Source organism: Amycolatopsis sp. La24 (assembly GCF_029087445.1).
In the GTDB taxonomy this organism is placed as follows: Bacteria; Actinomycetota; Actinomycetes; order Mycobacteriales; family Pseudonocardiaceae; genus Amycolatopsis; species Amycolatopsis nivea.
The window spans coordinates 21,647-44,929 of record NZ_JARACH010000055.1 but is presented as its reverse complement, the minus strand read 5'-3'; the positions used below and the strand labels follow the sequence as shown (position 1 = coordinate 44,929).

The window sequence follows — 23,283 nt, the reverse complement described above, 5'->3', positions numbered from 1 at the left end:
TCAGGACGCGTTCGCCTGCGGGACGATCATCGACTGCACGTCGATCTTCGACTGGATGGAACCGAACTGCTGCAGCAGGTCCGGCACCCGCTGAATGCGCCGGGCGTCCAAAGTGGACTGGAAGGTCAGCAGGTTCGTGATCTTCGCGGTCGCCTCGTCCACCTTCGAGAACTGGATCATCAGCGGCTCGATCTTGGAACGGTCGGCCGATTCCTTGGTGGCGCGCAGCATCGCGCGCTGGAACGCGGCGACCGTCTTCGGGTTCGCGTCGGTGAACTTGCCGAGCGAGCCGTAGCCCGCGGTCGGGAAGTCCTTGGTGCCGCCGGAAGCGGTGTCGATGACCTCGACCGTCCCGTTGACCTTCGCCGACTGCGTGATGAACGGCTCGGTCAGGAAGCCCGCGTCGATGTCGCCGCGCTTGACCGCGGGGCCGATGTCCGGGAACCGCAGCGAAACCCACTTCACGTCGGTGAAGCTCACGCCGTTGTCGCGCATGACCGACTTGGTCAGCGTGTCGCAAATCGTGTTGGTGGCGGTGATCCCGATCCGCTTGCCCGCCAGGTCGTGCACGTTCTTGATGTTGCTGTTCGGCATCGCCACGACTTCGGTGCTCTTCGGGCCCGCCGAGGAGGCGTCGGCGACGAGCTTGATGTCCGCGGCGCCCTTGCTCTTGGCGATGAAGAACGGCGTGTAGCTCGCGTAGGCGATGTCGACCTCGCCCGCCTGCAGCTTCTGCAGCGACGCGTCACCGCTGGCGGCGTCGACGGCTTCGACCTCGAGTCCCTCGTTCTTGAAGTAGCCGTTCTGGACCGCGAGGTGGAAAGGCACCACGTCGATCGTCGGCATGATCGAGACCTTGATCTTGGCCTTCTCGACCCCGGAGCCGCCCTTCGCGCTGCCCGAATCGTCCGATCCGCCCAGCAGGCCGCATCCGCTGGCAGTCAAGGCAACGCCGCCCGCCATAGCGAGCGACAGGAACCCGCGCCTGCCGTAGTCGCGCCGGCTGCTCACCGCTTCATCAAACAAGGTCGCTCCTAGCACATGGGCCCGCGTCTGGCATGGACGCGGGGGGAAGGTGGCTCATTGTCCGGAGTCACGCGGCTACTGTAGAGAACCAGGACGATCACTCACAATGGGTGTTCATATACGATTCAGAAGTGGTGCTGGTCACTCGATCAGGTGATCGAATCCGCTGGTATGTCGGGGTATGTGAACGACCCGTGGGTGCCCGATGGGCCTTGATCCGCTGCCTGGGTGCTCTCCGGGCAACTTCTGGAGGGTTACAAATGGGCCAGGCGTTCGCTACCCTCTGCTCCGGCAATGTGAGGTGTGGACCACCGATGTAGTGAGAGCCCGGACTTGGGAAAAGGGCTCTCCGCGTACTCCGGCGACGAGCCGGTGGGGGGTGGCCTCGGCCGAACGGACTAAGAGATCGACCACGTGCGGGGACCGAACGTCATGTCAGACCTGAACCGATTCCGCGCCCGAGGCGACGGGCAGCCGCACCGCGAAGTCGATCTTTTCACTCGAAAGGGTGTAACAGTCCGGGGCGCGGTCCAGACCACTCAGGTGGCGGATTACCTGCCGGGAGCGTGCGCGTAGTGGCCACGAGCACGGCAGGTTCGGAATCAACGGGCCCCTCGGGCCCGGACGGTGGTGCGGCGGTGCCGAACGAAGACACCGCGGGGGCAGGGGAGGCCTCCGCTCAGGAGAACGCGGGGACCGCGCAGCAGCGGTCCTGGCTCGCGCTCGGCAACTGGCGATTGCGGTCGAAGCTCGCGCTCATTCTCCTCATCCCCACGATCACCGCGCTGGTGCTCGGCGTGCTGCGCGTGGTCGACGACGTGCGGTCGGCGGTCGACCTCAACCACACCGCCAACCAGGTCGCCTTCGCCGAGAAGGTCACCGCGGTCGTGCACGACCTGCAGCGCGAGCGCGCGCTGGCGGTGGTCCGGATCTCGTCGGCGGACCCGCTGCGCCAGACCGGCCTCGACGCGCAGATGGCGAAGGTCGACCGCGACGTCGACGACCTGCGCAACGCCGCGGTCAACCTCGACAACGACGACCAGGCGGCCAGCGACCGCTACGCGCACGGCCTCCAGCGCCTCGACGCGCTGCGCCCGCTGCGCGCGGCGATGACCACCTCGGCGTACTCCGACCGCGCGGTCCTCGACACCTACTCTTCGGTGCTCGACTCGCTGATCCAGCTCGGCCGCGAGGTCTCCACCGCGACCACCAACCGCGACCTGCTCCGCCTCGGCACGAGCACGCAGTCGATCAGCGAGGCGAAGGAGTTCATCCTCCGCGGCGACTCCGCGCTGCAGATCGCCGCGTTCCGCGACGGCTTCCCCGGCAACCTGATCGACGAGACCCGGGCCGCCGAGGCCAGCGGCGACGCGTCGATCACCGCGTTCCTCGCGAACGCCACCGGCGACCAGGTCCAGCTCTACAACGACACCTACTCCGGACCCGAGGTCGACGAGCGTCGGCGTTTGCAGACACAGGCGTTCTCCTTCGCCCAGCAGAGCCAGCCGCTCAACCTCGACGGCACCAAGCTCGGCCAGGACTCCACCGTCGCCGCCGACAAACTGCGCGCGGTCGAGGTCAACCTGCTGACCCAGCTGCGCGCCCAGGCCGACGAACTGGCCAGCAACGCGGTGCGGTCGGCGTGGGTCGGCGGGGTCATCGTCCTCGCCGCACTGGTCGCCGCGCTGATGCTGATGCTCGTCATCGCCCGGCTGATGCTGCGCCCGCTGCGGGTGCTGCGGAAGACCGCGCTGGACGTCGCCTACACCCGGCTGCCGGAAACCGTGCAGGCGATCCTGGACGACCCGGACCCGGTCAACGCCTCGAAGAAGGCGGTTGACCCGGTCCCGGTCCTCACCCGCGACGAGATCGGCGAAGTGGCGCGCTCGTTCGACGTGGTGCACGAGCAGGCGGTCAAGATGGCCGCCGAACAGGCGCTGCTGCGCGAGAACGTCAACGGCATCTTCGTGAACCTCTCCCGGCGGTCGCAGCGGCTGGTGGAACGCCAGCTCGGCGTCATCGACCGGCTCGAGGCCGACGAGCAGGACCCGGACCATCTCGCGAGCCTGTTCGAGCTCGACCACCTGGCGACCCGGTTGCGCCGGAACGGCGAATCGCTGCTGGTGCTTTCGGGCGCGGGCCTCGCGAAGTCGGTGCCGAAGCCGGTGCCGGCGGCCGACGTGATCGGCGCGGCGGTGTCGGAGATCGAGCAGTACGCCCGCATCGAGATCGGGATCGTGCCCGAGGTCGCGGTGCAGGGCCTCGCGATCCACGACCTCGTGCACGTGCTCGCGGAACTGCTCGACAACGCGACCTACTTCTCCGAACCGGAAACCAAGATCACCGTCCGCGCGGTCATCACGCGCAAGAAGGCGCTGGCGATCCAGGTCACCGACCACGGCGTCGGGATGAGCGAGGAGCGCCTCGCCGAGGTCAACGAGCGCCTCGCCGACCCGCCGGACCTGGACGTGTCGGTGACGAGGCGGATGGGTCTGTACGTGGTCGCGCGGCTGGCCCAGCGGCACGGCATCGAGGTGCGGCTGCGCGAGAACGAGGACATCGAGGGCGGCGTGATCGCCCGCGTCGTGGTCCCGGTCGAGCTGCTCACCCAGGTCCGGACGGTTTCGCCGACGATGCGGAACACCCCGCCGCCGCCGAACCGCAACGAGGTCTCGCACCCGAGCCTCCCGCCGCTGAACCGCGAGCCGGAACCGTCGAACCCGCTTCCGCTCTCGCCGCCGCCCGCGGCCGCCGAGCTGACCGAGGCGATGGGCTCGACCGGCTCCGGCGCGGCGGCCGACAACGGCGGACTGGTCCCGCTCGACCAGCCGATCAGCCTCGACGACCTCGTCGCGGGCAACCGCGCGGCCGGTCCGTTCCTCAGCCCGGCGACGCCCGCCTCGGAAGCCCCGGCGTGGCCGACCGCGGAAGACCTCGCGCCGCTCACTCGCGAGTCGTACGGCGAGGGCGCGAGCCTGGCGCAGACCGAATTCCCGCCGCTGGTGCTGCCGAAGCGGGAGCCGAAGTACGTCGCTCCGGAAGCGCCGAAGGACCAGCCGCCCGCCGAGCCGGACGGTTCCGCCGCGCTCGAGGACGACGTGCCGACCCGGCGGCTGCCGATCTACCAGTCGGTGCTGTCGCGCTGGTTCAGCGAAGGCGAGGACAGCGAGCCCGGAACCGGAACGGCGCAGTCCGCCGCGTCGGAGCCGGAGCCGGAAGCCGCCGAGACTCCCGCCGCCGAGCCGCGGGAGCGGGACGAGACTCCGGCCGAGCCGGTGCGGCAGCAGGCGAGCGAACCGCTCGAGTCCACGCCGCTCTACCCCGGTTCCGACGAGCCGGAGGACGACAGCTGGCACAGCGTCTCCGACGAGGGATGGCAGGCGGCGCAGTCGCTGCTCGAATCCAAGAACGAGGAGATCACGCCCGCCGGGCTGCCCAAACGCGTGCCCAACGCGTACCTGGTCCCCGGCTCGATCGGCAACGCGCCGGAACCGGCGCAGCAGAACTCGTTCACGGACGCGACCACCGGAATGCCCGGAACGGGTGCGATCACCCGCTCGGCGACGGCTGCCCGCAGCCGGATGGCAAGCTTCCAGCGTGGGTACAAGTCCGGAAGGCACGCACTGAAGGAGCGGCCGCCGGACGCCCGGCTCGACGACGACGGGGTTCGCGTCACCGGGGCCGGGTATGTGAGCGACAGCAGTGAGGAGCGAGAGTGACACGGGCGGGAGTGCAGCCGGGAGGCGGCTCGGTGCAGCCGAACGGCAGGCAGGCCGGCGGCAGCGCGGCGAGCAGCTTCGCGTGGCTGATCACGGACTTCGTCCACCGGGTGCCCGGTGCGGCGCACGCGGTGGTCGTCTCGGCCGACGGTCTGCTGCTCGCGTCTTCGCGCGGGCTGCCGAAGGACCGGGCGGACCAGCTGGCGGCCGTCGCCTCGGGGCTGACCAGCCTCGCGCGCGGTGCGGCGAAGGTGTTCGAGGGCGGCCCGGTCGCGCAGACCGTGGTCGAGATGGCGAACGGATTTCTCTTTCTGATGTCGGTGTCCGACGGCTCGTGCCTCGCGGTGCTGGGTTCGCCGGAAAGCGACATCGGCTTGGTGGTGTACGAGATGACTCTGCTGGTCGAACGGGTCGGCCAGCAGCTGACACCGGAGATGCGGGCACAACTGCAGGGCGCTGCGGTCCGTCGCTAGGCGGACCTAGGACTACAGGAGTAAACCGTGGACGACGGGCGCTTGCGCGGCGACGGCCGGCTCGGTGACGAGCACACCGGGGGCTGGGGCGATCGGGACCAGAGCCGGGAGGACTGGAAGTCCTTCCGGGACCGGGTCGACCGCGAATGGCGTTCGAGGGACGTCCAAGCCGCGGATTCCGAACCGGTGCGCGAACCGCCGAACTGGCTGACCGATTCCAACGCCGGGCAGCAGCCGGGCATCACCGCGGTGCCCGGGTACCGCGAGCGGCTGCTCGGCGGACCCGGTTCGGAGCTGTTCGGCGGGGCGAGCGGACCGCTGTACGACTCGGCCGAGTTCGCCGCGTTCAGCGCCGAACGCGACGGGTCGCCGGGACCCTCGAGCTTCCCGTCGAACGGATTGGCCGCCGCGCTGCCGATGCAGGCGGCGGGCGAATACGTGGACGAGCCCGCCGAGGTGGAGACCTCCGGGCTGGTCCGGCCTTACTTCCGCACCCGCGGACGCACGAAGCCCACCTACGACCTCGCGATCGAGGCGCTGGTGTCGACGAGCGAACAGGGCAGGGTGCTTGACCGCGTCCGCGTGCCGGAGCACCGGTCGATCTGCGACCTGTGCCTCGACACCCGGTCGGTCGCCGAGGTGGCCGCGCTCCTGCGGCTGCCGCTCGGCGTGGTGCGGGTGCTGATTGGTGACGTGGCGGGCCTCGGCCTGGTGCTCGTGCACACGAGCAGCAGCACGAATTCGGGCGACCGCCCCAGTATCGAGTTCATGGAAAGGGTGCTCAGTGGGCTTCGGAGAATTTGACTCCGACGCGAACACACCGCAGACGGGTCCGACCTCGTCGGCCAAGATCGTGGTCGCGGGTGGGTTCGGTTCGGGCAAGACGACTCTGGTCGGGGCGATCTCCGAGATCGACCCGCTGACCACCGAGGCCATGATGACCGAGGCCAGCGTGGGCCACGACGACGTGTCGGCCACGCCGAACAAGTCGACCACCACGGTGGCCATGGACTTCGGCCGGATCTCGCTCGACTCCGACCTGGTGCTGTACGTGTTCGGCACGCCGGGCCAGCACCGGTTCTGGTTCATGTGGGACGACCTCGCCGTCGGCGCGATCGGCGCGGTCGTGCTGGTGGACACGCGCAGGCTCGCGGACGCGTTCCCGTCGATCGACTTCTTCGAGAACCGGAAGCTGCCCTACGTCGTGGCGATCAACTGCTTCGACCGGCTGCTGCACCACCAGATCGAGGACGTGCGGCACGCGCTCACCATCTCGCCGTCGGTCCCGATCATGGCGTGCGACGCGCGCGAGCGGGATTCGGCGAAGCAGGTGCTGATCTCGGTCGTGCAGCACGCGATCGCGCACGACACGGCTTTACGGGCGGGCTAGTCCCGTTCGCGGTCCCCGCCGCCGTCTGCGAAGGAGGCTTGCGCCGACTCCCAGATTCCCTTTACACCCCGGCTCGGGTGCGGCCGTTGGAGTGAACTCCACGGGCTTCACCCGCTTCGGGGAGTGGTGCCTCCGAGCGGGGCAGCTGAGTAGTCCTGTCCCGCTCGCGGCCGAGGCCGGCCGCCCCTGATCGGGGCGTCGGACCGGCGGTGACCTGCACGGACATCCCGCTGCGCACGGTGGCCGCCGCCACCACCGAGTGACCCGCGAATGCGTGGTTGTGCATGCGTTCGCGCGACGTTACATCCGGCAGACACGTACCGTGCCCGGGCACACGCTCGACACGACCGGGTGCGTGAATACGCTGGAACGACGACTTCACCGCGGCCGGGCGAGGATGGCCCGAGGGCGGCGAACGGGCGTCCGGCAGCGTTCGAGGAGCTTGGAGGGGCAGTGACCGATTCCGACCGGCCAGCGGACCAGGGCACGTTCAGCTGGCTGATCTCGGATTTCGTGCGCCGGGTCCCGGGTGCGGCGCACGCGGTGCTGGTGTCGGCGGACGGACTGATGCTCGCGCCTTCGGAGGGCTTGCCGCAGGAACGCGCCGAGCAGCTCTCGGCGGTGGCGTCCGGGCTGATCAGCCTGACCCAGGGCGCGGCGCGGTGCTTCGAGGCGGGCGGCGTGAACCAGACCGTGGTCGAGATGGAACGCGGGTACCTGTTCCTGATGTCGGTCTCGGACGGGTCCTGCCTGGCCGTGCTGGCCGCGCCGACGTGTGACATCGGGACAGTCGCGTACGAGATGACCCTGCTGGTCGAGCGGGTCGGCGAGCAGATCACGCCGGAACTGCGCGCGCAGCTGCAGGGCGGCGGGGTGCTGGGGTAGCCGATGAAGATCTCGGGTTTCGGAGACCAGGACACGGGCGCCTGGGACGCCCTCCACAAAGGCACGGAACGGGAGTCGTTCGACTCGCCGAGCCGGTACGACATGAGTTCGCTGAGCCTCCGGCTGCCGCATCGGCAGCCTCGGGCCACGCCTCCGCCGCCTGCTTCGCGGCATGCCCAGCCGCCTGCCCGGCGTCCGGAGCCCGCGCCTCGCCCGGCTCCCGCGCCGGTCGCGCCGCGCCCGGTGCAGCAGGCGGTGGCCCCGCCGCCCGCTCCGGCACCGGCTCCGGTGTCGGCTCCGGTGCAGGAGGAGAGCTGGGACGACGGCTACGAATGGGTCGAGGACGGCGAATCCGGTTACTGGGAAGAGCCGCGGCAGAACCACCGGTGGGAAGAGCCCCAGCAGCAGCGCTGGGAAGAACCGCCGCCGCCCCCGCCGAGCCGTCCCGCGGCGCACGACCCGTACTCGTTCGACGAGTACGCCGGTTCGCCCGGCCCGGACGACCGCGTGGTCCCGGAAGGTTCGGCGTACCAGCGCCAGCACGTCGAGCAGGCCACCCGCAGCAGGCACGCGCTGGCCGAAGAGCCCCCGGCGGAGGAGCGGTACTCCGACCCCGGACCGGCTTCCGGAGTGTCCGAATTGGACCGGTTCTGGTCCGAAGAGGAGCCCTCGCAACCCGAGCCGCCCGTACAGCCGACGAAGTCGCGGGTGCGGCCGTACGCGCGGACCCGGGGCCGTACGCACTCAGACCACAACCTGGCGCTGGAGGCCCTGGTCTCCACCAGCGACGAGGGCCGCCGCTACCGCGGGGTGCGCTCGATCGAGCATCGGCGGATCTGCGATCTGTGCCTGGACACCCGGTCGGTCGCGGAGATCGCCGCGCACCTGCACCTGCCGCTCGGCGTGGTGAAGGTCCTGGTGGGGGACATGGCGGACATCGGGCTGGTCATGCTGCACCAGACCGACCTGGTGCTGGGCGACCGTTCGTCGAGGGAGTTCATGGAGCGGGTGCTGCAGGGGCTGCGAAACCTCTGACCGCGCTTATGCCGCACTGTCTCCGCTGATGCTGTGCTGGCGCGCTCATGCTGTGGTGGCGCGCCAACGCCGCGCTGCCTCCGCTCCGCCTCACCCTCCCCCCTGATCCTGCCCCGCCTGACCCGGCCCCGCCTTGCCCTGCCTTGCCTTGCCTTGCCCCGCCTTGCCCTGCTCGCTCACGTCCGGACTGCCCCAGCCGAAACCGCCCCAATGTGGCATTGGGTGCGTCAGACGCACCGAACGCCACATTGGGTGCGTGGGATGCACCGAACGCCACATTGGGTGCGCGGGATGCACCGAACGCCACATTGGGTGCGCGGGATGCACCGAACGCCACATTGGGTGCGCGGGATGCACCGAACGCCACATTGGGTGCGCGGGATGCACCCAATGCCACATTGGGTGCGCGGGATGCACCCAATGCCACATTGGGTGCGCGGGATGCACCCAATGCCACATTGGGTGCGTGGGGTGCACCGAACGCCGCTTTGGCTGCTTCGGCCGTGCCCCTGCCGCCGGGCTCAACGGAACCCGCTGGCTCGCAACGCACCCAATGCCATCGCAGCGGGTGCGGCGCTGCCGGGCCGCGAGATAGAGATGTCCGTGCGGGGAACCCTCACGTACCTTTCGGTCGAGCGATCTCAGTCCTCGACCAGCGCAGCGGAAGTGATGCGGTGCAACGGATACCGCTCATGGTTCGCACCCTCCAACACCCCACCGCCGACCCGCAGCGGGCGCACCACGCGCTGGCTAGCCGTGCCGCGGGAGTCGACGAAGCCGATCCACACTTCGCGTTGTTCGAGCGTCGCGCGGGAAAGCAGGTCGAGCGTCGCCGTCGTGTCCGCACCGCCGCCGCCAGGTGCGCGCACCGTCGAACCGCGGCGGCGGGCCGAAGCTTGGTCTCCTGCGCGGAGATTCGACACGATCCGCGTCGCCTGTTCGTCAGTCAGCACCGCTTGTTCGCCTGGCCGGGCGCGGGCCGCGCGGGCGCGGGCGGGCAGGCGGCGTCCGGCGGGGCGCAGGTCGACCACCCGGCCGTCCGGGCCCTCCGCCGCGGGGGCGAAACCCGCGCCGCGCAAGGCTTCCAGTACCTCGGCCAGCGGGGCGGAGCTGATCAGCACCGTCGGCGCGATCAGTCGCAGGTCGTACTCGGCGGCGACCGGGTTCGCGAGGACTTCTGCGAGCAGCGCTTCGTCGTCGCAGCGCAGGAACGACCCTGCGGTGCCGCCGCGCAAGCGGCCGTGGCGGCGGGCGACGTCGTCGATCAGGTAGGTGAGGCCTTGCGGCACCGGGGTCGCCGACTTGTTGCGGAACATCGCGTGCAGTTCGTCGGCGGTCCGTCCGGTGTCGAGCGCGCGCCGCACCGACGGCTCGGTGACGCGGTAAACCGTTGCGTGGCCAGCGGATTCGACGTCCGCGACCGCGGCCATGTCCGCCGCCAGTTCCGGTTCCAGCGGGCCCGGCGCGACAACCGTCAGGTCGGCCTGCACCAAGACGTGGTCGACGGGTGCGGGCAGCGCGTCGTGCATCGCCTCGACCGCGCCGGAGCGGTCGTCCTCCAGCAGTAGCCGGGTAGCGGTGGTGAGGGCACCGAGACCGACCAGGCCCAGTGCGGTCGCTTCGGCCATGGTCCAGCGGACGGTTTCGTCGCGCAGCCGACCACCTCGCCGAGGTGCGCGCCAAGCCAGCACCGCGACTAGCTCGTCGACACTTTTCACGCCTGCGCCCGGATTCAGCTCAGCCAGCGCGGTAAGCACGCGGTGCCGCGAAACCGGCGCGAGCGGCCGTCGCAGCTCTTCGGACAGCGGTGCGATCGGCTTGTCCTTCGCGTCGCGGCCACCGGCGAGCCCCGGCAACCGCGGAAGTTCCAGCCACGCCTGCGCGAGCGTCATCCACCGCTGCACTGAAGGCGACGCGAGCCAGCTGTCGGTGAGCATGGTGGGCACATACTCAGGAGCGGTGTTTTCGCTGTCCGCAACGAGTCCCGCGCCGACGACCAGCTCCACGAGCAGCGTCGCGCGAGTCTCATCGACCTCGAGATCTTTAGCGATCTTCTTCAGCTCGCGTACGCCGAGCCCGCCCGCCTTGAGCACCGGCGGCGGCGAATCCGACCACATCCGTAGCAAGGACTCCGTCTGCCGCAACAACTCCATCGCTTCACCGGCGGCGGTTTCGTCCACTGTGTCCGTCCGATGTGGATGGACGGGCAGCTCCGGCTCGACGAGCGTGTCCGGTTCGAACGCGTGCCCGCCGCGCAGCAGCAGGCCGAGTTCGCGGGGCAGTTCGACGGTCTGGTCGTCCCGGCGCAGCAGCAGGCCGCGCGCGAGGAGCTTCTGCACCGGCGTGGCGGCGTCGGACAGCCCGACGTCGAAGCTCGCGTCGCGGGTGCGGCCGATCGGCGGCCCGGCGGCCAGCGCGGTGAGCACGGCCCGCTCGTCGTCGCCGACCTCCGCGAGCCGCGCGTCGATGTCGGTGGCGGCCAGCGCGGGCGACGGCGCGCCGAGCCCGGCTGGGAACGGCCCGAGAGCGTCGCGGGCCGCGGGCGGCACTCGCAACTCCGCGTCGGCGCCCCAGACGAGCGCCCGCGCGCGCAGCCGGGCGAGCGGTTCGCTCACGTCGCGGCCGACCAGCGCCGTCACCGCGGACACCGGCGTCGGCTCGACGTCGGCACCGGCGACCAGCAGCGCGTCGATCACCGCGAGAGTGAACGTGTCGAGGTCTTCGCAGGCGCGGGCGACCGACCCCGGGGTGCCCGCGCGGGTGGCGAGCACGGTGGTGTCGGACGGAGGAGGGGTGGACAGATCGCGACGCGTGCGCAGCAGTTCGGCGAGTGCGTCGTCGGACTCCGCACGCAGCCAGTCCGCCAGAGAGGTCGCGGGCATAGACACCCAGGATACCGGGCGGGTGCGCGCGCACGACCGGTGTTCGGGCAGACTGTGTGCGAGTTTGCCGGACGAGGGCCTCGGAGGAAGCAGTGGCGAAGGGCGACAAGCAGAGCAAGGGCATCGACCCGACGTGGCCGGGCGAACCGGGCGAGCACCCGGTCACCGAGCTGTCCTCGGACCGGCAGGGAGCGCTTTCGCCGTTCGGCGACCTGGCCTTCCCGCTCGAGCAGGTGCCGTACGTGCACCCGGAGACCGAGATCAACCGCTGACCTGCGGACCGCGTTCGGGAGCGCCGCGCTGGTGGCGCCCCCGAACCTGAAGTTACTGGTCAGTCACCCGGTTGGGGTGTGGTGGCGCGGGTCACCGGACTAGATTCGAGCCGTCCGAACCCACACCACCTGCGGGGAGTACGTGTCATGCCGGTTCCCGGTCCCGGGTATTCGATCACCGTCCGGGTCGAGGCCCCGGCCTCGTCAACGGCCGCGGGTGATCTCACCACCGCGGTCGGCCGCGTCGGCGGCGTGCTGACGGCGTTCGACGTCGTCGAATCGCACGCGGACTCGATCGTCGTCGACATCAGCGCCAACGCGCTCTCGGAAAACCACGCGCAGGACATCACGCAGGCGCTCGACTCGCTGCCCGGCGTCCAGGTGCGCAAGGTCTCGGACCGGACGTTCCTGATCCACCTCGGCGGCAAGATCGAGGTCAGCCCCAAGGTCGCGCTCCGCAACCGTGACGACCTCTCCCGCGCGTACACCCCGGGCGTCGCCCGCGTGTGCCAGGCGATCGCCGCGAACCCCGAGGACGCGCGCCGGCTGACCATCAAGCGCAACACCGTCGCGGTGCTCACCGACGGCTCCGCCGTGCTCGGCCTCGGCAACATCGGCCCGGCCGCCGCGCTGCCGGTGATGGAGGGCAAGGCGGCGCTGTTCAAGAAGTTCGCCGGCGTCGACGCGTGGCCGGTCTGCCTGGACACCCAGGACACCGAAGAGATCATCATGATCGCGAAGGCGCTCGCGCCGGTGTACGCGGGCATCAACCTCGAGGACATCGCCGCGCCGCGCTGCTTCGAGATCGAGAAGCGGCTGCGCGAGCAGCTGGACATCCCGGTCTTCCACGACGACCAGCACGGCACCGCGATCGTCGTGGTCGCCGCGCTGCGCAACGCGCTGCGCGTGGTCGGGAAGAACATCGAGGACTGCAAGATCGTGGTCAGCGGCGTCGGCGCGGCCGGCTCCGCGATCATCCGCCTGCTGCTGCGCAAGAACCCGGGCGACATCGTGGCCGCCGACATCGACGGCATCGTCTACCCCGACCGCGGCAACCTCGACGACAACCTGACCTGGATCGCCGAGCACACCAACAAGGACGGCAAGTCCGGCACCCTGCACGACGCGCTGGTCGGCGCGGACGTCTTCATCGGCGTCTCGGCCCCGAACCTCTTCGGCGCGGAGCAGGTCGCCACGATGAACGACGACGCCGTCGTCTTCGCGCTGGCCAACCCGGACCCGGAGATCGACCCGCTGGAGGCGCAGAAGCACGCCGCGGTCGTCGCCACCGGCCGCAGCGACTTCCCGAACCAGATCAACAACGTACTGGCGTTCCCCGGCGTCTTCCGCGGCCTGCTCGACGCCGCCGCGCACAACATCGACGACAACATGCTGCTGGCCGCCTCCGACGCGATCGCCGACGTGGTGGACAACGGCAAGCTCAACGCGTCGTTCATCGTGCCGAGCGTGTTCGACAGCGCGGTCGCCCCCGCGGTCGCGGAAGCGGTGCGCAACGCGGTGCGGGCGGAACGCGGGCAGTAGCCTCGCGGGCGTGAGTGAACTCAGCCACGTCGACGAGTCCGGGGCCGCCCGGATGGTCGACGTCTCCGGCAAGACCGCGTCCGCGCGCACCGCGCTGGCCGGCGGGACCGTCCACACCACGGCGGAGGTCGTCGGCCTGCTTTCGGCCAACGGCCTTCCCAAGGGCGACGCGCTGGCGACCGCGCGGATCGCCGGGATCATGGGCGCCAAACGGGTGCCCGAGCTGATCCCGTTGTGCCATCAGATCGCGCTGTCCGGGGTCAAGGTGGAGTTCGAACTGGCCGAGACCGCCGTGCACATCAGCGCGACGGCCAAGACCAAGGACGTCACCGGGGTCGAGATGGAGGCGCTCACCGCCGTCGCGGTCGCCGGGCTGACCCTGCACGACATGATCAAGGCTGTCGACCCGGCCGCGACGCTCGACAACGTGCGGCTGATCCGCAAGGACGGCGGCAAGACCGGGACCTGGGAGCGGCCATGACCAAGACCGCGCGCGTCATCGTCGCGTCGAACCGCGCCGCGCGAGGCGTCTACGAGGACAAGACCGGCCCGGTGCTCGTCGCCTGGCTGGCCGAGCGGGGCTACGACGTGCCGCCGCCGGTCGTCGTCGAGGACGGCGACCCGGTGGGCGGCGCGCTGCGGGCCGCGGTGTCCGACGGCGTCCAGGTGATCCTCACGACCGGCGGCACCGGCATCTCGCCGACCGACCGGACCCCGGACGTCACCCGCGCGGTGCTGGATTACGAGCTGCCCGGCGTCGCGGACGCGATCCGGGCGGCCGGGCTGCCGAAGGTGCCCACCGCGGTGCTCTCGCGCGGCGTGGCCGGAGTCGCGGGCCGAACCCTCGTGGTGAACCTTCCGGGGTCGAGCGGCGGCGTGAAGGACGGTCTGCGGGTCCTGACGGACATTCTCGACCACGCGGTGGACCAGCTCGCCGGTGGCGACCATCCGCGCGAGGCGGCGCCGTCCGGTCCGGCGGTCCGGATTCTGCGCGCGGACGTGAGCGACCAGCCGCTGTCGGTCGAGGAACACGCGCAACTGGTGGAGGACGACGCGGCAGGCGCCGTGGTCACGTTCTCCGGCGTGGTCCGCGACCACGACGGCGGCAAGGGCGTGCGCGATCTGACTTACGAAGGCCACCCGACGGCCCGCGACGTGCTCGCCGAGGTGGTCAACGACCTGGCGGCGCGCTGGAAGGGCGTGCGGGCGGTGGCGGTGAGCCATCGGGTCGGCGCGTTGGCGATCGGCGACGTCGCGCTTGCCTGCGCGGTCGCCGCCGAGCACCGCGGTCAGGCGTTCACGGCGTGCGCGGAGCTGGTCGATGAGGTCAAGGCACGGCTTCCGGTGTGGAAGCACCAGCACTTCACCGACGGCACCGACGAATGGGTCAACTCTCCCTGACCACCTCGTGCGCGGCGATGCCGGTTCTCACCGGCACCGCCACTCACGAGCCCGGACACGACGAAGGGCCCCACCGCCAGGGGATTGACGCGGTGGGGCCCTTCGGGCGTTCTGTCACAGCAGATGCTGCGCCGGAACCAGCCTCACGAGGAGGCCAGGGTTCACTTGGTGGCGAGCTTCTGGCCGACCACGATGAAGTTCGCGTTCGACACGTACTGCTTGTTCAGGTCCTGCAGCTTCTGGTAGCCGCCCTGGATGTTGTGCTCCTTGGCGATCTTCGAGAGCGTGTCGCCAGCCTTGACGGTGTAGTCGCCGTTCGGGTTGGAGTTCGCCACCAGCGCGGCCACCGGCTGGGTGACCTTCTTCGGGGCAACGCTCTTCGGGGTCGCCTTCTTGGCGGTGCTCTTCTTCGGGGTCGCCTTGTGCGCGGAGGCCGAGCTGCCGGCCTTCTTGCTGCACACCGGCCACGCGCCCGGGCCCTGGCCCTGCATGACGCGCTCGGCGACGGCGATCTGCTGCTCACGCGACGCGCCCTGCGGGCTGCCGGTGCCGCCGTAGGCCTTCCAGGTGCTCTGGGTGAACTGGAGGCCACCGTAGTAGCCGTTTCCGGTGTTGGTGCTCCAGTTGCCGCCGCTCTCGCACTGCGCGATGGCGTCCCAGTTGGTCGCCGACGCGGGGGTCGCGGCGATCGCGAGGGGGGCGCCGACCGCGATACCCGCGACTGCGACACGGGCAATGGTGCGGGTGGCGGCGGACATCTTGCGGTGCTTGCCTCGGTAAGACATCTGAAAACTTCTCGATTCCTGCGCCTACGAGCTCGATGCTGCGGGTCGGGTTGGGAGCCCGTCCGTCCGTTGCCGGGCGGCTGACGCGGACGTCGCACGACGCGCCGTCTTCGTCCCCTCGTCTCTGTCCGGAAATGCTTTCGCTCGGGGTATGGGTCCGGGGATCCGTTGGACAGAGCTGGGCGCTACGGATTCCCGGTGTTGCTTGGTCGGTCGGGGCCAACCGAAAAGCGACGGTACGTAATTCGCGGCGTGATCGGAAATCATTCGGGGTGTGACCTACGTCACAGTAACGGCACGCAACCTGTCTCGATCCGCCTGTTTCCGCTGGTCAGAGCGTCGTTATCTGCCCGTTTTCTTGCCGAGATATTTCACGGATCGTGAGGCTTGGGTCACGTCGATAACGCGTCAAGGGGCCATTCGCGGCAGATAAGGGAGGGCACTCTAAACCACTCGTCAACGGTCGGCCACTGCCCGCCGAGTGGTTCTTTGAGCTGCGAAAATACGCCGTGAGCGAAACGCTTCGGAGAGTAGGGATAAAGCGTGCCGACCGCTCAGCGCGCCAGTGCCGCCATTCGCCGTGGTCCGGACCAATCGGCCGGAAACCGCCGCTCCGGCCGTACACGCGGCGCTCAGCCGCGTGAACGGGGGCTTTCCGGTCGGTCATCCGCCGGCGAACGGCGGGAGGACGTCCAGGTAGGAGCCGTCACCGAGCGCGCGGCCGCGATCGCGGACCGCCACCTCGTTGACCAGGAAGCTCGCCGCGTCGAGAACGCGGGAAAGTTGCCCGGGGTGCAGCTCGCGCAGCGCCTGGACGGCGTCCGCCACCGTCGCGCCCGCCGCCAGCTCCACCTTCTCCTCCTCGGTGCCCGCCGCGGCCCGCGCCGAGGCGAAGTACCGGACGACGACCGTCACCGGGGAAGAAGGCACCGAGGGAGAGGTCATGGGGCTCAACCGCCGATCGCGCTCATCGGCCGGATCGGCTGCGCGAAGCCGGCCTCGTTGATCTCGTGGCCCGCGAGCTTGCGCCACATCGTGTCGCGCCACGCGTCCGCCACCTCCTCATCGCGCGCGCCCGCGCGCACGAGGGCGCGCAGGTCCGTCTCGTCGTTCGAGAAGAGGCAGGAGCGGACGGCACCGTCGGCGGTCAGCCGGGTGCGCTCGCAGGCGGAGCAGAACGGCCTGGTCACGGACGCGATCACGCCCACGTCGCCCGGTCTGCCGTCGACCAGCCAGCGCTCGGCGGGCGCGCCGCCGCGCGGGGCCGGGAACGGGGACAGGGTGAAGGCCTCGCCGAGCATCGCGAGGATCTCCTCGGCGGTGATCATGTCGCGGCGGTTCCAGCCGTGCTGCGCGTCCAGCGGCATCTGCTCGATGAACCGCAGGTGGTAGCCCTCTTCGAGGGCGAACCGCAGCAGCGGGACCGCCTCGTGCTCGTTGTACCCGCGCATCAGCACGGAGTTGATCTTGACCGGCGACAGCCCGGCGTCGCGGGCGGCGGCGAGGCCGGCCAGCACGTGCGGCAGCCGGTCGCGGCGGGTCAGTTCGGCGAAGCGCTCGCGGTCGATGGTGTCCAGCGACACGTTGATCCGGTCGAGCCCGGCCGCGACGAGGCCGGGCGCGCGCTTGGCCAGCCCGATCCCGTTGGTGGTCATGGACACCCGGGGACGGGGCTCGAGCGCGGTGATCCGCTCGATGATTCCTTCCAGCCCCGGGCGCAGCAGCGGTTCGCCGCCGGTCAGCCGGATGTCGGTGACGCCGAGCATCTCGACCGCGATCCGCATGAGCCGGACCAGCTCGTCGTCGGAGAGCACCTGCTCGCTCGGCATCCAGTCGAGGCCCTCGGCCGGCATGCAGTACGTGCAGCGCAGATTGCACCGGTCGGTGAGGGAGACCCGCAGGTCGGTCGCGACGCGGCCGAAGGAATCGACGAGACCGGGGTGCTCGGGCCGGGGCGTGCCGGACGGGCCTCGGTTGCCGGGGACGCGAGGAAACCCGAGATGTACTGCTGTCATTACGCTCAGGATAGCTTGCGCGGACTGAAAAGGCAGGCTTGCGAAAAGCTGGAAAACCACCCTCGGTTCCGATGTGGAGGCACTCGGTGAGCACCGCTGAGACGAATAGTGAGCTGACTCACTTCGCCGCGCTGGCGGCTCAGCTGCGCACGCACGTCGTCCTCCGGCACGCCCGCGACGCCGCCCTCGAAGGGCTCTCGGCGACCGAACTGCAGGCGCTCGAACTCGCCGGGCAGACCGCCGATTCCCTTACCCCGGGCCGAATCGGGCAGCTCACCGGCCTGTCGACGGGTGCGGTGACCGGCGTGCTCGACCGGCTGGAGAAGTCCGGTCTGGTACTCCGCGAACGCGACCGGGCCGACCGCCGGAAGGTGCTCGTGACGATCACCGAGGCGGGCCGCGAACGCCTCGACGCGATCTCCGCGCGGGTCGCGCGGCGTCTTGCCGGGGTGCTCGCGGAGTTCACTTCCGCAGAACGGAAAGTCCTCGGGCGTTATCAGTTCGCAATGCTCGAAGCGTTACGCGAAAATGCGCATCCCGCATAGCTTTTCCGCATCTGCGGGGATAATGTTCCGGCCATGCCGCAATTTCGGTTGTCCGAGGCCGCTCGGCTGCTCGGCGTAAGCGACGACACCGTCCGCCGGTGGGTTCGGGCGGGTCAGTTGACCGCGACGGACGACGCCGCCGGCCGCAAGGTCGTCGACGGCGCTCAGCTCGCCGGGTTCGCCCGGGCCCAAGCCAGCGAACCGGACGACCCGTCGGCGGTCGGCCGCTCCGCCCGCAACCGCTTCGTCGGACTCGTCACCGAGGTCGTCGCCGACAAGGTGATGGCGCAGGTCGAACTGCAATGCGGGGCGCACCGAGTGGTGTCACTGATGAGCACCGAGGCGGTCCGCGAACTCGGGCTGCGCCCGGGCGTGCTCGCGGTCGCCGTGGTCAAGGCGACCACCGTCGTGGTGGAAACCCCGGAAGGATCCCGATGAAGAAGCTCGCCCTCGTCGCCGCGGCGGCGACCGCGTTGTTCGCCAGTGCCTGCAGCTCCGGCGACCAGCCCAGCTCGAACCCGGGTGCGGGCTCCGCGTCCGCGCCCGCTCCGGGAGGCGGCACGCTGACGGTGTTCGCCGCGGCCTCGCTCACCGAGTCCTTCAACGTGCTCGGCAAGCAGTTCGAGGCCGCGCACCCGGGCGTCAAGGTCGTCTTCGACTACGAGGGTTCGTCCGCGCTCGTGCAGAAGCTGGACAACGGGGCCAAGGCCGACGTGTTCGCCTCGGCCGACCAGAAGAACATGGACAAGGCCGTGCAGGACGGCGTGATCGACGGCCAGCCGACGGTCTTCGCCACCAACAAGCTCGCGATCGCCGTGGCCAAGGGCAACCCGAAGGGCATCAAGACCTTCGCCGACCTGACCAAGCCGGGCCTGAACGTGGTCGTGTGCGCGCAGCAGGTGCCGTGCGGTTCGGCCACGCAGAAGGTCGAACAGAGCACCAAGACCACGCTCAAGCCGGTGAGCGAGGAGACGAACGTCAAACAGGTGCTGGCCAAGGTCCAGTCGGGCGACGCCGACGCCGGGCTGGTGTACGTCACCGACGCGACGTCGGCGGCGGGCAAAGTGGACAAGGTCGACTTCCCGGAGTCCTCGGGCGCGGTGAACCAGTACCCGATCGCGGCCGTGAAGAACGCTCCGCAGGCGGCGCTGGCGAAGCAGTTCACCGACTTCGTCCTCGGGGAGCAGGGCAAGGCCGAACTGGCCAAGATCGGCTTTGGCCCTGGCAAGTAAGGCGGGCGCGGCGGCCGAGACCCGGCCGCCGCACGCCCGGGTTCCGCTGATCCTCTGGTTCCCCGCCGTCGTCGCGCTCGCGCTCGTGGTGCTGCCGGTCGTCGGCCTGCTCGTGCGGTCCGATCTGACCCGGCTGCCGTCGCTGCTGGTCACGTCGTCGTCGCTGAACGCGCTCCGGCTGTCGCTGACGACCGCCGCACTGTCCACAGTGGCCTGTGTGGTGCTCGGCGTTCCGCTGGCGATCGTGCTGGCCCGCTCCCGGGTGCCGGGCGTGCGGATGCTGCGTTCGGTGGTGCTGCTTCCGCTCGTGCTGCCGCCAGTGGTCGGCGGCCTTGCCCTGCTGTACCTGCTGGGGCGCAAGGGTTTCCTCGGCATCCTGATCAACTGGCTGACCGGCGAGCAGGTGCCGTTCACGACGGCCGCGGTCGTCATCGCGCAGACGTTCGTGGCGATGCCGTTCCTCGTCGTCAGCCTGGAAGGCGCGCTGCGCGGCTCCGGCGACCGCTACGAGCAGGTCGCCTCGACGCTCGGCGCGCGCCCGTGGACGGTGTTCCGCCGGGTGACGCTGCCGTTGCTGCTGCCCGCGCTGGGTTCCGGCGTCGTGTTGAGCTTCGCTCGCGCGCTGGGCGAGTTCGGCGCGACCATCACGTTCGCGGGCAGCCTGGAAGGCGTGACCCGGACGCTGCCGCTCGAGGTCTACACGCAGGCCGAAGTGGACATCGACAGCGCGGTCGCGCTCGCGTTGCTGCTCATCGTGGTCGCGATCCTGGTCATCGCGCTCGCGCGGCCGCGGTCGTGGGAAGGCGGGCTGCGGTGACCCTGTCGGCGAAGCTGGCGCTGACCCGCGGCGAGTTCTCGCTCGACGTCGAGTTCACCGTGCCCGGCGGCTCCGTGCTCGCGCTGCTCGGGCCCAACGGCTCCGGGAAGTCCACTGTGCTCGGCAGCCTCGCCGGTCTGCTGCCGGTGACCTCGGCCGACGTCATGCTCGCCGACCGGCGGCTGGCCGGGAACGGCGTCGACTTGCCGCCGCACGAACGGCGGATCGGCCTCCTGTCCCAAGACGCGCTGTTGTTCCCGCATCTGTCCGCAATGGACAACGTCGCGTTCTCGCCGCGCTCGACCGGTGCCAGCCGGGCGGAAGCACGGGCGATCGCCTCGCGATGGCTGGCCGAAGTGGACGCGGCGGAGTTCGCGAACCGGCGGCCGAGCCAGCTGTCCGGCGGGCAGCAGCAGCGGGTGGCGATCGCGCGGGCGCTGGCTTCCGCGCCGGACCTGCTGTTGCTGGACGAACCGTTCGCCGCGCTCGACGTGGACTCGGCCCCGGCGATCCGCGGCTTGCTGCGCCGAGTGCTGCGCGACGGCCCGACGACCGTCCTGGTCACGCACGACCCGCTGGACGCGTTGGCTCTTGCCGACCACGTGGCGGTGATGAACGGCGGCCGGATCGTGGAACGCGGCCCGACGCGCGAGGTGCTGGCCGCGCCGCGGACGCCGTTCACCGCGCGGATCGCCGGGCTGAACCTGGTCTCCGGAACAGCGGTGGACGACGGATTGCGCACGCCGTCCGGCGAAGTGGTGACGGGTTTGCTGACGCCGGACACCGTGGTGGGCGAGGCGGCGGTCGCGGTGTTCGCACCGAACGCGGTCGCGGTTTATCCGCACGACGGCGACCACCACGGCAGCCCACGCAACACGACCGACGCCGTCGTGGCGGCCCTGGAACCGCACGGACCGGTGATCCGAATCCGGACCGAGGGCAGCGGCTGGGCACACGGCCTGACCGCCGACCTCACCCCGGCGGCCGTCGCCGAACTCGCGCTGGAACCCGGTTCGGCGGTGGCGCTGTCGGTGAAGGCCGCGACCGTGGCGGTGCACCCGGCTGCGGCTTCCTGAGCCTCGCTTCCCTGTGCGGTTGCGGTTCTTCGCTGCCGCTGATGTCTGTGAGGGGAACCCTGACGGAATCTGATTCCGTGAGGGTTCCCCTCACAGACGTTCGCCTCGGCGGACCGCGTCCATCGGCCAAGGGCGACTTCGCGCACCGCGGCCGCTGTGCCCGCTATTGAGAAACCCCAATGCCACATTGGGTGCGTGGGATGCACCGAATGCCACATTGGGTGCGTAGGACGCACCGAACGCCGCATTGGGTGCGTCAGATGCACCCAATGCGGCATTGGGGCGCAAGCGATCCCGCTCAGCCGCCGTGGTGGTGGCCGCCGCCGGGGTGGACGTGGAACTTCGCCACCTCGGGCGGGTGGACGACGAACGGCCGCATCATGCCCTCGTCCTCGTGGTCGAGGATGTGGCAGTGGTACATGAACTCGCCGGTGCCGCCGCTGAACTGGCCGGCGACGCTCACCCACTGCCCGGGGTTCACGATGATCGTGTCCTTCCACCCCTCCTCGTACTTCTCCAGGGGGACTTCCGCGAACCCGTCGATCGGCCGGGAAGTGCGCTCGGCGGCCGGGTCGAAGGTCGTGGCGAAGCTGCGGCGGAAGAGCGCCTGGAATTCGGTCAGGTGGATGTGGAACGGATGCGCGGGCCCGCCGTTCGCGACGTGCACGATGTTCCACACCGCCCATTTGCCGTGGTCGATGAAGATGCCGGTGGTGTCGTCGAAGAGCCGCCCGATCATCCGGAACGTCTTCAGCCCGCCCGCCGGGTCGTTGATCTGGATGATGCCCTCGCCGCCCGGATCGGCGTCGACCTGTTCGAGGTCCCACATCTCCGGATGGCCGCTCGCGTTGAGCAGCAGCGCGACCCAGACGTGGTCGTGGTCCTCCGGCAGCGTCGAACCGTGCTTGATCCGGACGTACGACGACGAGAGCTTTTCGGGCAGCTCGAACGAATCGTGCCGCGCGCGGCTTTCCACCCGGAACTCCATGACGTCCGGTTCGACCCCGCCGAGGTTCGGATCGGCGTTGCGCAGCTTGACTTTCTGCCCCTGGCACCGGCTGAAGTCGATCAGCACGTCGAACCGTTCGGCCGGCGCGACGGTCAGCCCGCCGGACGGCAGCGGCGCGGGAGCGGGCAGCAACCCGCCGTCGGTGCCGATCAGGCGGACGGCGTCGTTCCGCGGCACGTTGTTCTCGTCGACCAGGTTCAGCGTGAAGAACCGTTCGTTGGCCGCGTTGAGCAGCCGGAAGCGGTACCACCGTGCGCTGACGTCGAGGTGCGGCCAGATCACGCCGTTGACCAGCGTGAACGGACCGGAGAACGGGATCATCGGCCCGTTCGGCACGTACGGGAACTTGTACAGCAATTGCCCGGTGAGCGCTCCGGTCGCCGGGTCGGTGTCGAGGTTGCGGTCGGTCAGGATCAGCGGCAGTTCGCGATCGCCGCCGGGCAGGTCGAGCTCGTCCTCCTCGTCGTCGCGGATCAGGTACAGGCCCGCCAGACCGGTGTGGACGTTGAACCGGGTGATCGCCATGGCGTGGTCGTGGTACCAGAGCGGCATGGCCTGCTGCCGGTTCTGGTACTCGGCGAGCTGCGAAGTGCCCCGGAGGCCGGCGTTGTGCGCCCATCCGTCGCTGCTCGCGTTGGTGCGCGCGCCGTGCAGGTGAACCACGGTCCAGGCGGGCAGGTCCGCGACGCCGTCGACGATCGAGTAGCCGGGCCGGTCGAGCTCGCGGCCGGGGCGGGTGGTCGGTGCGTCGCCCACCGGTCCTTGCACGGCGACCAACGGGAACTCGCCTTCTATTTCGTTCGACCACGAAATCCGCAGTTGTTTGCCGCTGCGCACTTCGATTGTCGGTCCCGGGAAATGCCCGGCATAAGTCCACAATGTACTCGGCGGCAATTGCGAGTGCAGCCGTTGCCGCTTCGCCACCATCGGAATGGTGATCATGTCCTGTCCCCACCACGGCGGCCGCAGCACCGGCGGAACCGGCAGCGGGTCAAGGAACTTGGTGAGCCCCCAGTTCGGCCCGGTGATCGGGGCCGCGGCGGCGGGCCGGTCGACAATTTCTGTCATCAGGTTGTTCCCCCTTCGAGACAAGGGGCAGGAAGAATTGCGCCACGGCGAATACGCCGGAGCTTACGGAAAAGATTCCCCCGAACCCCCTCGGTAACCGGTGGCGCGACT

At 70.0% G+C, this 23,283-nt stretch carries 21 protein-coding genes; 15 read left to right on the top strand and 6 right to left on the bottom strand.

Going from position 1 to position 23,283, the window contains the following annotated elements:
- Positions 1-963, bottom strand: coding sequence for an ABC transporter substrate-binding protein (locus PUT80_RS35580; protein ID WP_037809278.1), 963 nt, complete (start codon positions 961-963; stop codon positions 1-3).
- 701 nt (positions 964-1,664) lie between these two features.
- Between PUT80_RS35580 and PUT80_RS35575 the strand changes: the two genes are divergently transcribed.
- The 6 genes from PUT80_RS35575 to PUT80_RS35550 all read left to right on the top strand — a co-directional run bounded on the left by PUT80_RS35575 (position 1,665) and on the right by PUT80_RS35550 (position 8,528).
- Positions 1,665-4,745, top strand: coding sequence for a nitrate- and nitrite sensing domain-containing protein (locus tag PUT80_RS35575; protein WP_275294769.1), 3,081 nt, complete (start codon positions 1,665-1,667; stop codon positions 4,743-4,745).
- A 32-nt stretch (positions 4,746-4,777) separates the two neighbouring features.
- Positions 4,778-5,218 carry a roadblock/LC7 domain-containing protein gene (locus PUT80_RS35570; RefSeq protein ID WP_009083960.1) on the top strand — a complete coding sequence of 147 codons (441 nt, stop codon included), beginning with the start codon at positions 4,778-4,780 and terminating at the stop codon, positions 5,216-5,218.
- A gap of 27 nt (positions 5,219-5,245) precedes the next feature.
- Entirely contained in the window at positions 5,246-6,022 is a 777-nt protein-coding gene (locus tag PUT80_RS35565) for a DUF742 domain-containing protein (protein ID WP_037807839.1), read from the top strand.
- A complete protein-coding gene (locus PUT80_RS35560; RefSeq protein ID WP_037807836.1) occupies positions 6,003-6,608 on the top strand; it encodes an ATP/GTP-binding protein in 606 nt (201 codons plus the stop codon). The genes PUT80_RS35565 and PUT80_RS35560 overlap by 20 nt, the downstream gene beginning before the upstream one ends.
- Before the next feature lie 453 nt (positions 6,609-7,061).
- The gene (locus PUT80_RS35555; protein WP_009083953.1) at positions 7,062-7,493 is read left to right on the top strand and encodes a roadblock/LC7 domain-containing protein; all 432 of its coding nucleotides are present in this window, start codon (positions 7,062-7,064) and stop codon (positions 7,491-7,493) included.
- Between the two features lie 3 nt (positions 7,494-7,496).
- The gene (locus PUT80_RS35550; protein WP_275294768.1) at positions 7,497-8,528 is read left to right on the top strand and encodes a DUF742 domain-containing protein; all 1,032 of its coding nucleotides are present in this window, start codon (positions 7,497-7,499) and stop codon (positions 8,526-8,528) included.
- A 641-nt stretch (positions 8,529-9,169) separates the two neighbouring features.
- On the opposite strand, the gene PUT80_RS35545 is transcribed toward PUT80_RS35550, so the two are convergent.
- Positions 9,170-11,410, bottom strand: coding sequence for a helicase-associated domain-containing protein (locus PUT80_RS35545; RefSeq protein ID WP_275294767.1), 2,241 nt, complete (start codon positions 11,408-11,410; stop codon positions 9,170-9,172).
- Positions 11,411-11,502: 92 nt separating this feature from the next.
- Between PUT80_RS35545 and PUT80_RS35540 the strand changes: the two genes are divergently transcribed.
- The 4 genes from PUT80_RS35540 (at position 11,503) to PUT80_RS35525 (ending at position 14,625) form a co-directional block, all read left to right on the top strand.
- Positions 11,503-11,682, top strand: a complete 180-nt coding sequence (locus PUT80_RS35540) for a hypothetical protein (protein ID WP_037807827.1) — start codon at positions 11,503-11,505, stop codon at positions 11,680-11,682.
- Positions 11,683-11,829: 147 nt separating this feature from the next.
- Entirely contained in the window at positions 11,830-13,224 is a 1,395-nt protein-coding gene (locus PUT80_RS35535; protein ID WP_037807825.1) for an NAD-dependent malic enzyme, read from the top strand.
- A 10-nt stretch (positions 13,225-13,234) separates the two neighbouring features.
- On the top strand, positions 13,235-13,705 hold the full coding sequence (gene moaC, locus PUT80_RS35530; RefSeq protein WP_037807821.1) for a cyclic pyranopterin monophosphate synthase MoaC: 471 nt from the start codon (positions 13,235-13,237) through the stop codon (positions 13,703-13,705).
- A complete protein-coding gene (locus PUT80_RS35525; protein ID WP_037807819.1) occupies positions 13,702-14,625 on the top strand; it encodes a molybdenum cofactor biosynthesis protein MoaE in 924 nt (307 codons plus the stop codon). The genes moaC and PUT80_RS35525 overlap by 4 nt, the downstream gene beginning before the upstream one ends.
- A gap of 161 nt (positions 14,626-14,786) precedes the next feature.
- Here the strand turns inward: PUT80_RS35525 and PUT80_RS35520 are convergent, their stop codons facing one another.
- The 3 genes from PUT80_RS35520 to moaA all read right to left on the bottom strand — a co-directional run bounded on the left by PUT80_RS35520 (position 14,787) and on the right by moaA (position 17,425).
- Complete coding sequence (locus tag PUT80_RS35520) at positions 14,787-15,410, bottom strand: transglycosylase family protein (protein WP_037807815.1); 624 nt, start codon at positions 15,408-15,410, stop codon at positions 14,787-14,789.
- Between the two features lie 663 nt (positions 15,411-16,073).
- Positions 16,074-16,355, bottom strand: a complete 282-nt coding sequence (locus PUT80_RS35515) for a MoaD/ThiS family protein (RefSeq protein WP_037807812.1) — start codon at positions 16,353-16,355, stop codon at positions 16,074-16,076.
- Positions 16,356-16,360: 5 nt separating this feature from the next.
- The gene (gene moaA / locus PUT80_RS35510; protein ID WP_275294766.1) at positions 16,361-17,425 is read right to left on the bottom strand and encodes a GTP 3',8-cyclase MoaA; all 1,065 of its coding nucleotides are present in this window, start codon (positions 17,423-17,425) and stop codon (positions 16,361-16,363) included.
- An 86-nt stretch (positions 17,426-17,511) separates the two neighbouring features.
- Here moaA and PUT80_RS35505 point away from each other — a divergent pair, with 86 nt between their 5' ends.
- The 5 genes from PUT80_RS35505 to PUT80_RS35485 are packed head-to-tail and all read left to right on the top strand — an operon-like array spanning position 17,512 to position 21,095.
- Positions 17,512-17,970: a MarR family transcriptional regulator gene (locus PUT80_RS35505; RefSeq protein ID WP_275294765.1), complete on the top strand. Its 459-nt coding sequence runs from the start codon at positions 17,512-17,514 to the stop codon at positions 17,968-17,970.
- Positions 17,971-18,003: 33 nt separating this feature from the next.
- Entirely contained in the window at positions 18,004-18,408 is a 405-nt protein-coding gene (locus tag PUT80_RS35500) for a helix-turn-helix transcriptional regulator (RefSeq protein WP_009083933.1), read from the top strand.
- Positions 18,405-19,202, top strand: a complete 798-nt coding sequence (gene modA, locus PUT80_RS35495) for a molybdate ABC transporter substrate-binding protein (RefSeq protein WP_275294764.1) — start codon at positions 18,405-18,407, stop codon at positions 19,200-19,202. The genes PUT80_RS35500 and modA overlap by 4 nt, the downstream gene beginning before the upstream one ends.
- 49 nt (positions 19,203-19,251) lie before the next feature.
- A complete protein-coding gene (locus PUT80_RS35490) occupies positions 19,252-20,019 on the top strand; it encodes an ABC transporter permease (RefSeq protein ID WP_037809276.1) in 768 nt (255 codons plus the stop codon).
- Entirely contained in the window at positions 20,016-21,095 is a 1,080-nt protein-coding gene (locus PUT80_RS35485) for an ABC transporter ATP-binding protein (protein ID WP_275294763.1), read from the top strand. Before PUT80_RS35490 ends, PUT80_RS35485 begins: the two co-directional genes overlap by 4 nt.
- A 298-nt stretch (positions 21,096-21,393) precedes the next feature.
- Here the strand turns inward: PUT80_RS35485 and PUT80_RS35480 are convergent, their stop codons facing one another.
- Complete coding sequence (locus PUT80_RS35480) at positions 21,394-23,172, bottom strand: multicopper oxidase domain-containing protein (protein ID WP_275294762.1); 1,779 nt, start codon at positions 23,170-23,172, stop codon at positions 21,394-21,396.
- Between the last annotated feature and the right edge of the window lie 111 nt (positions 23,173-23,283).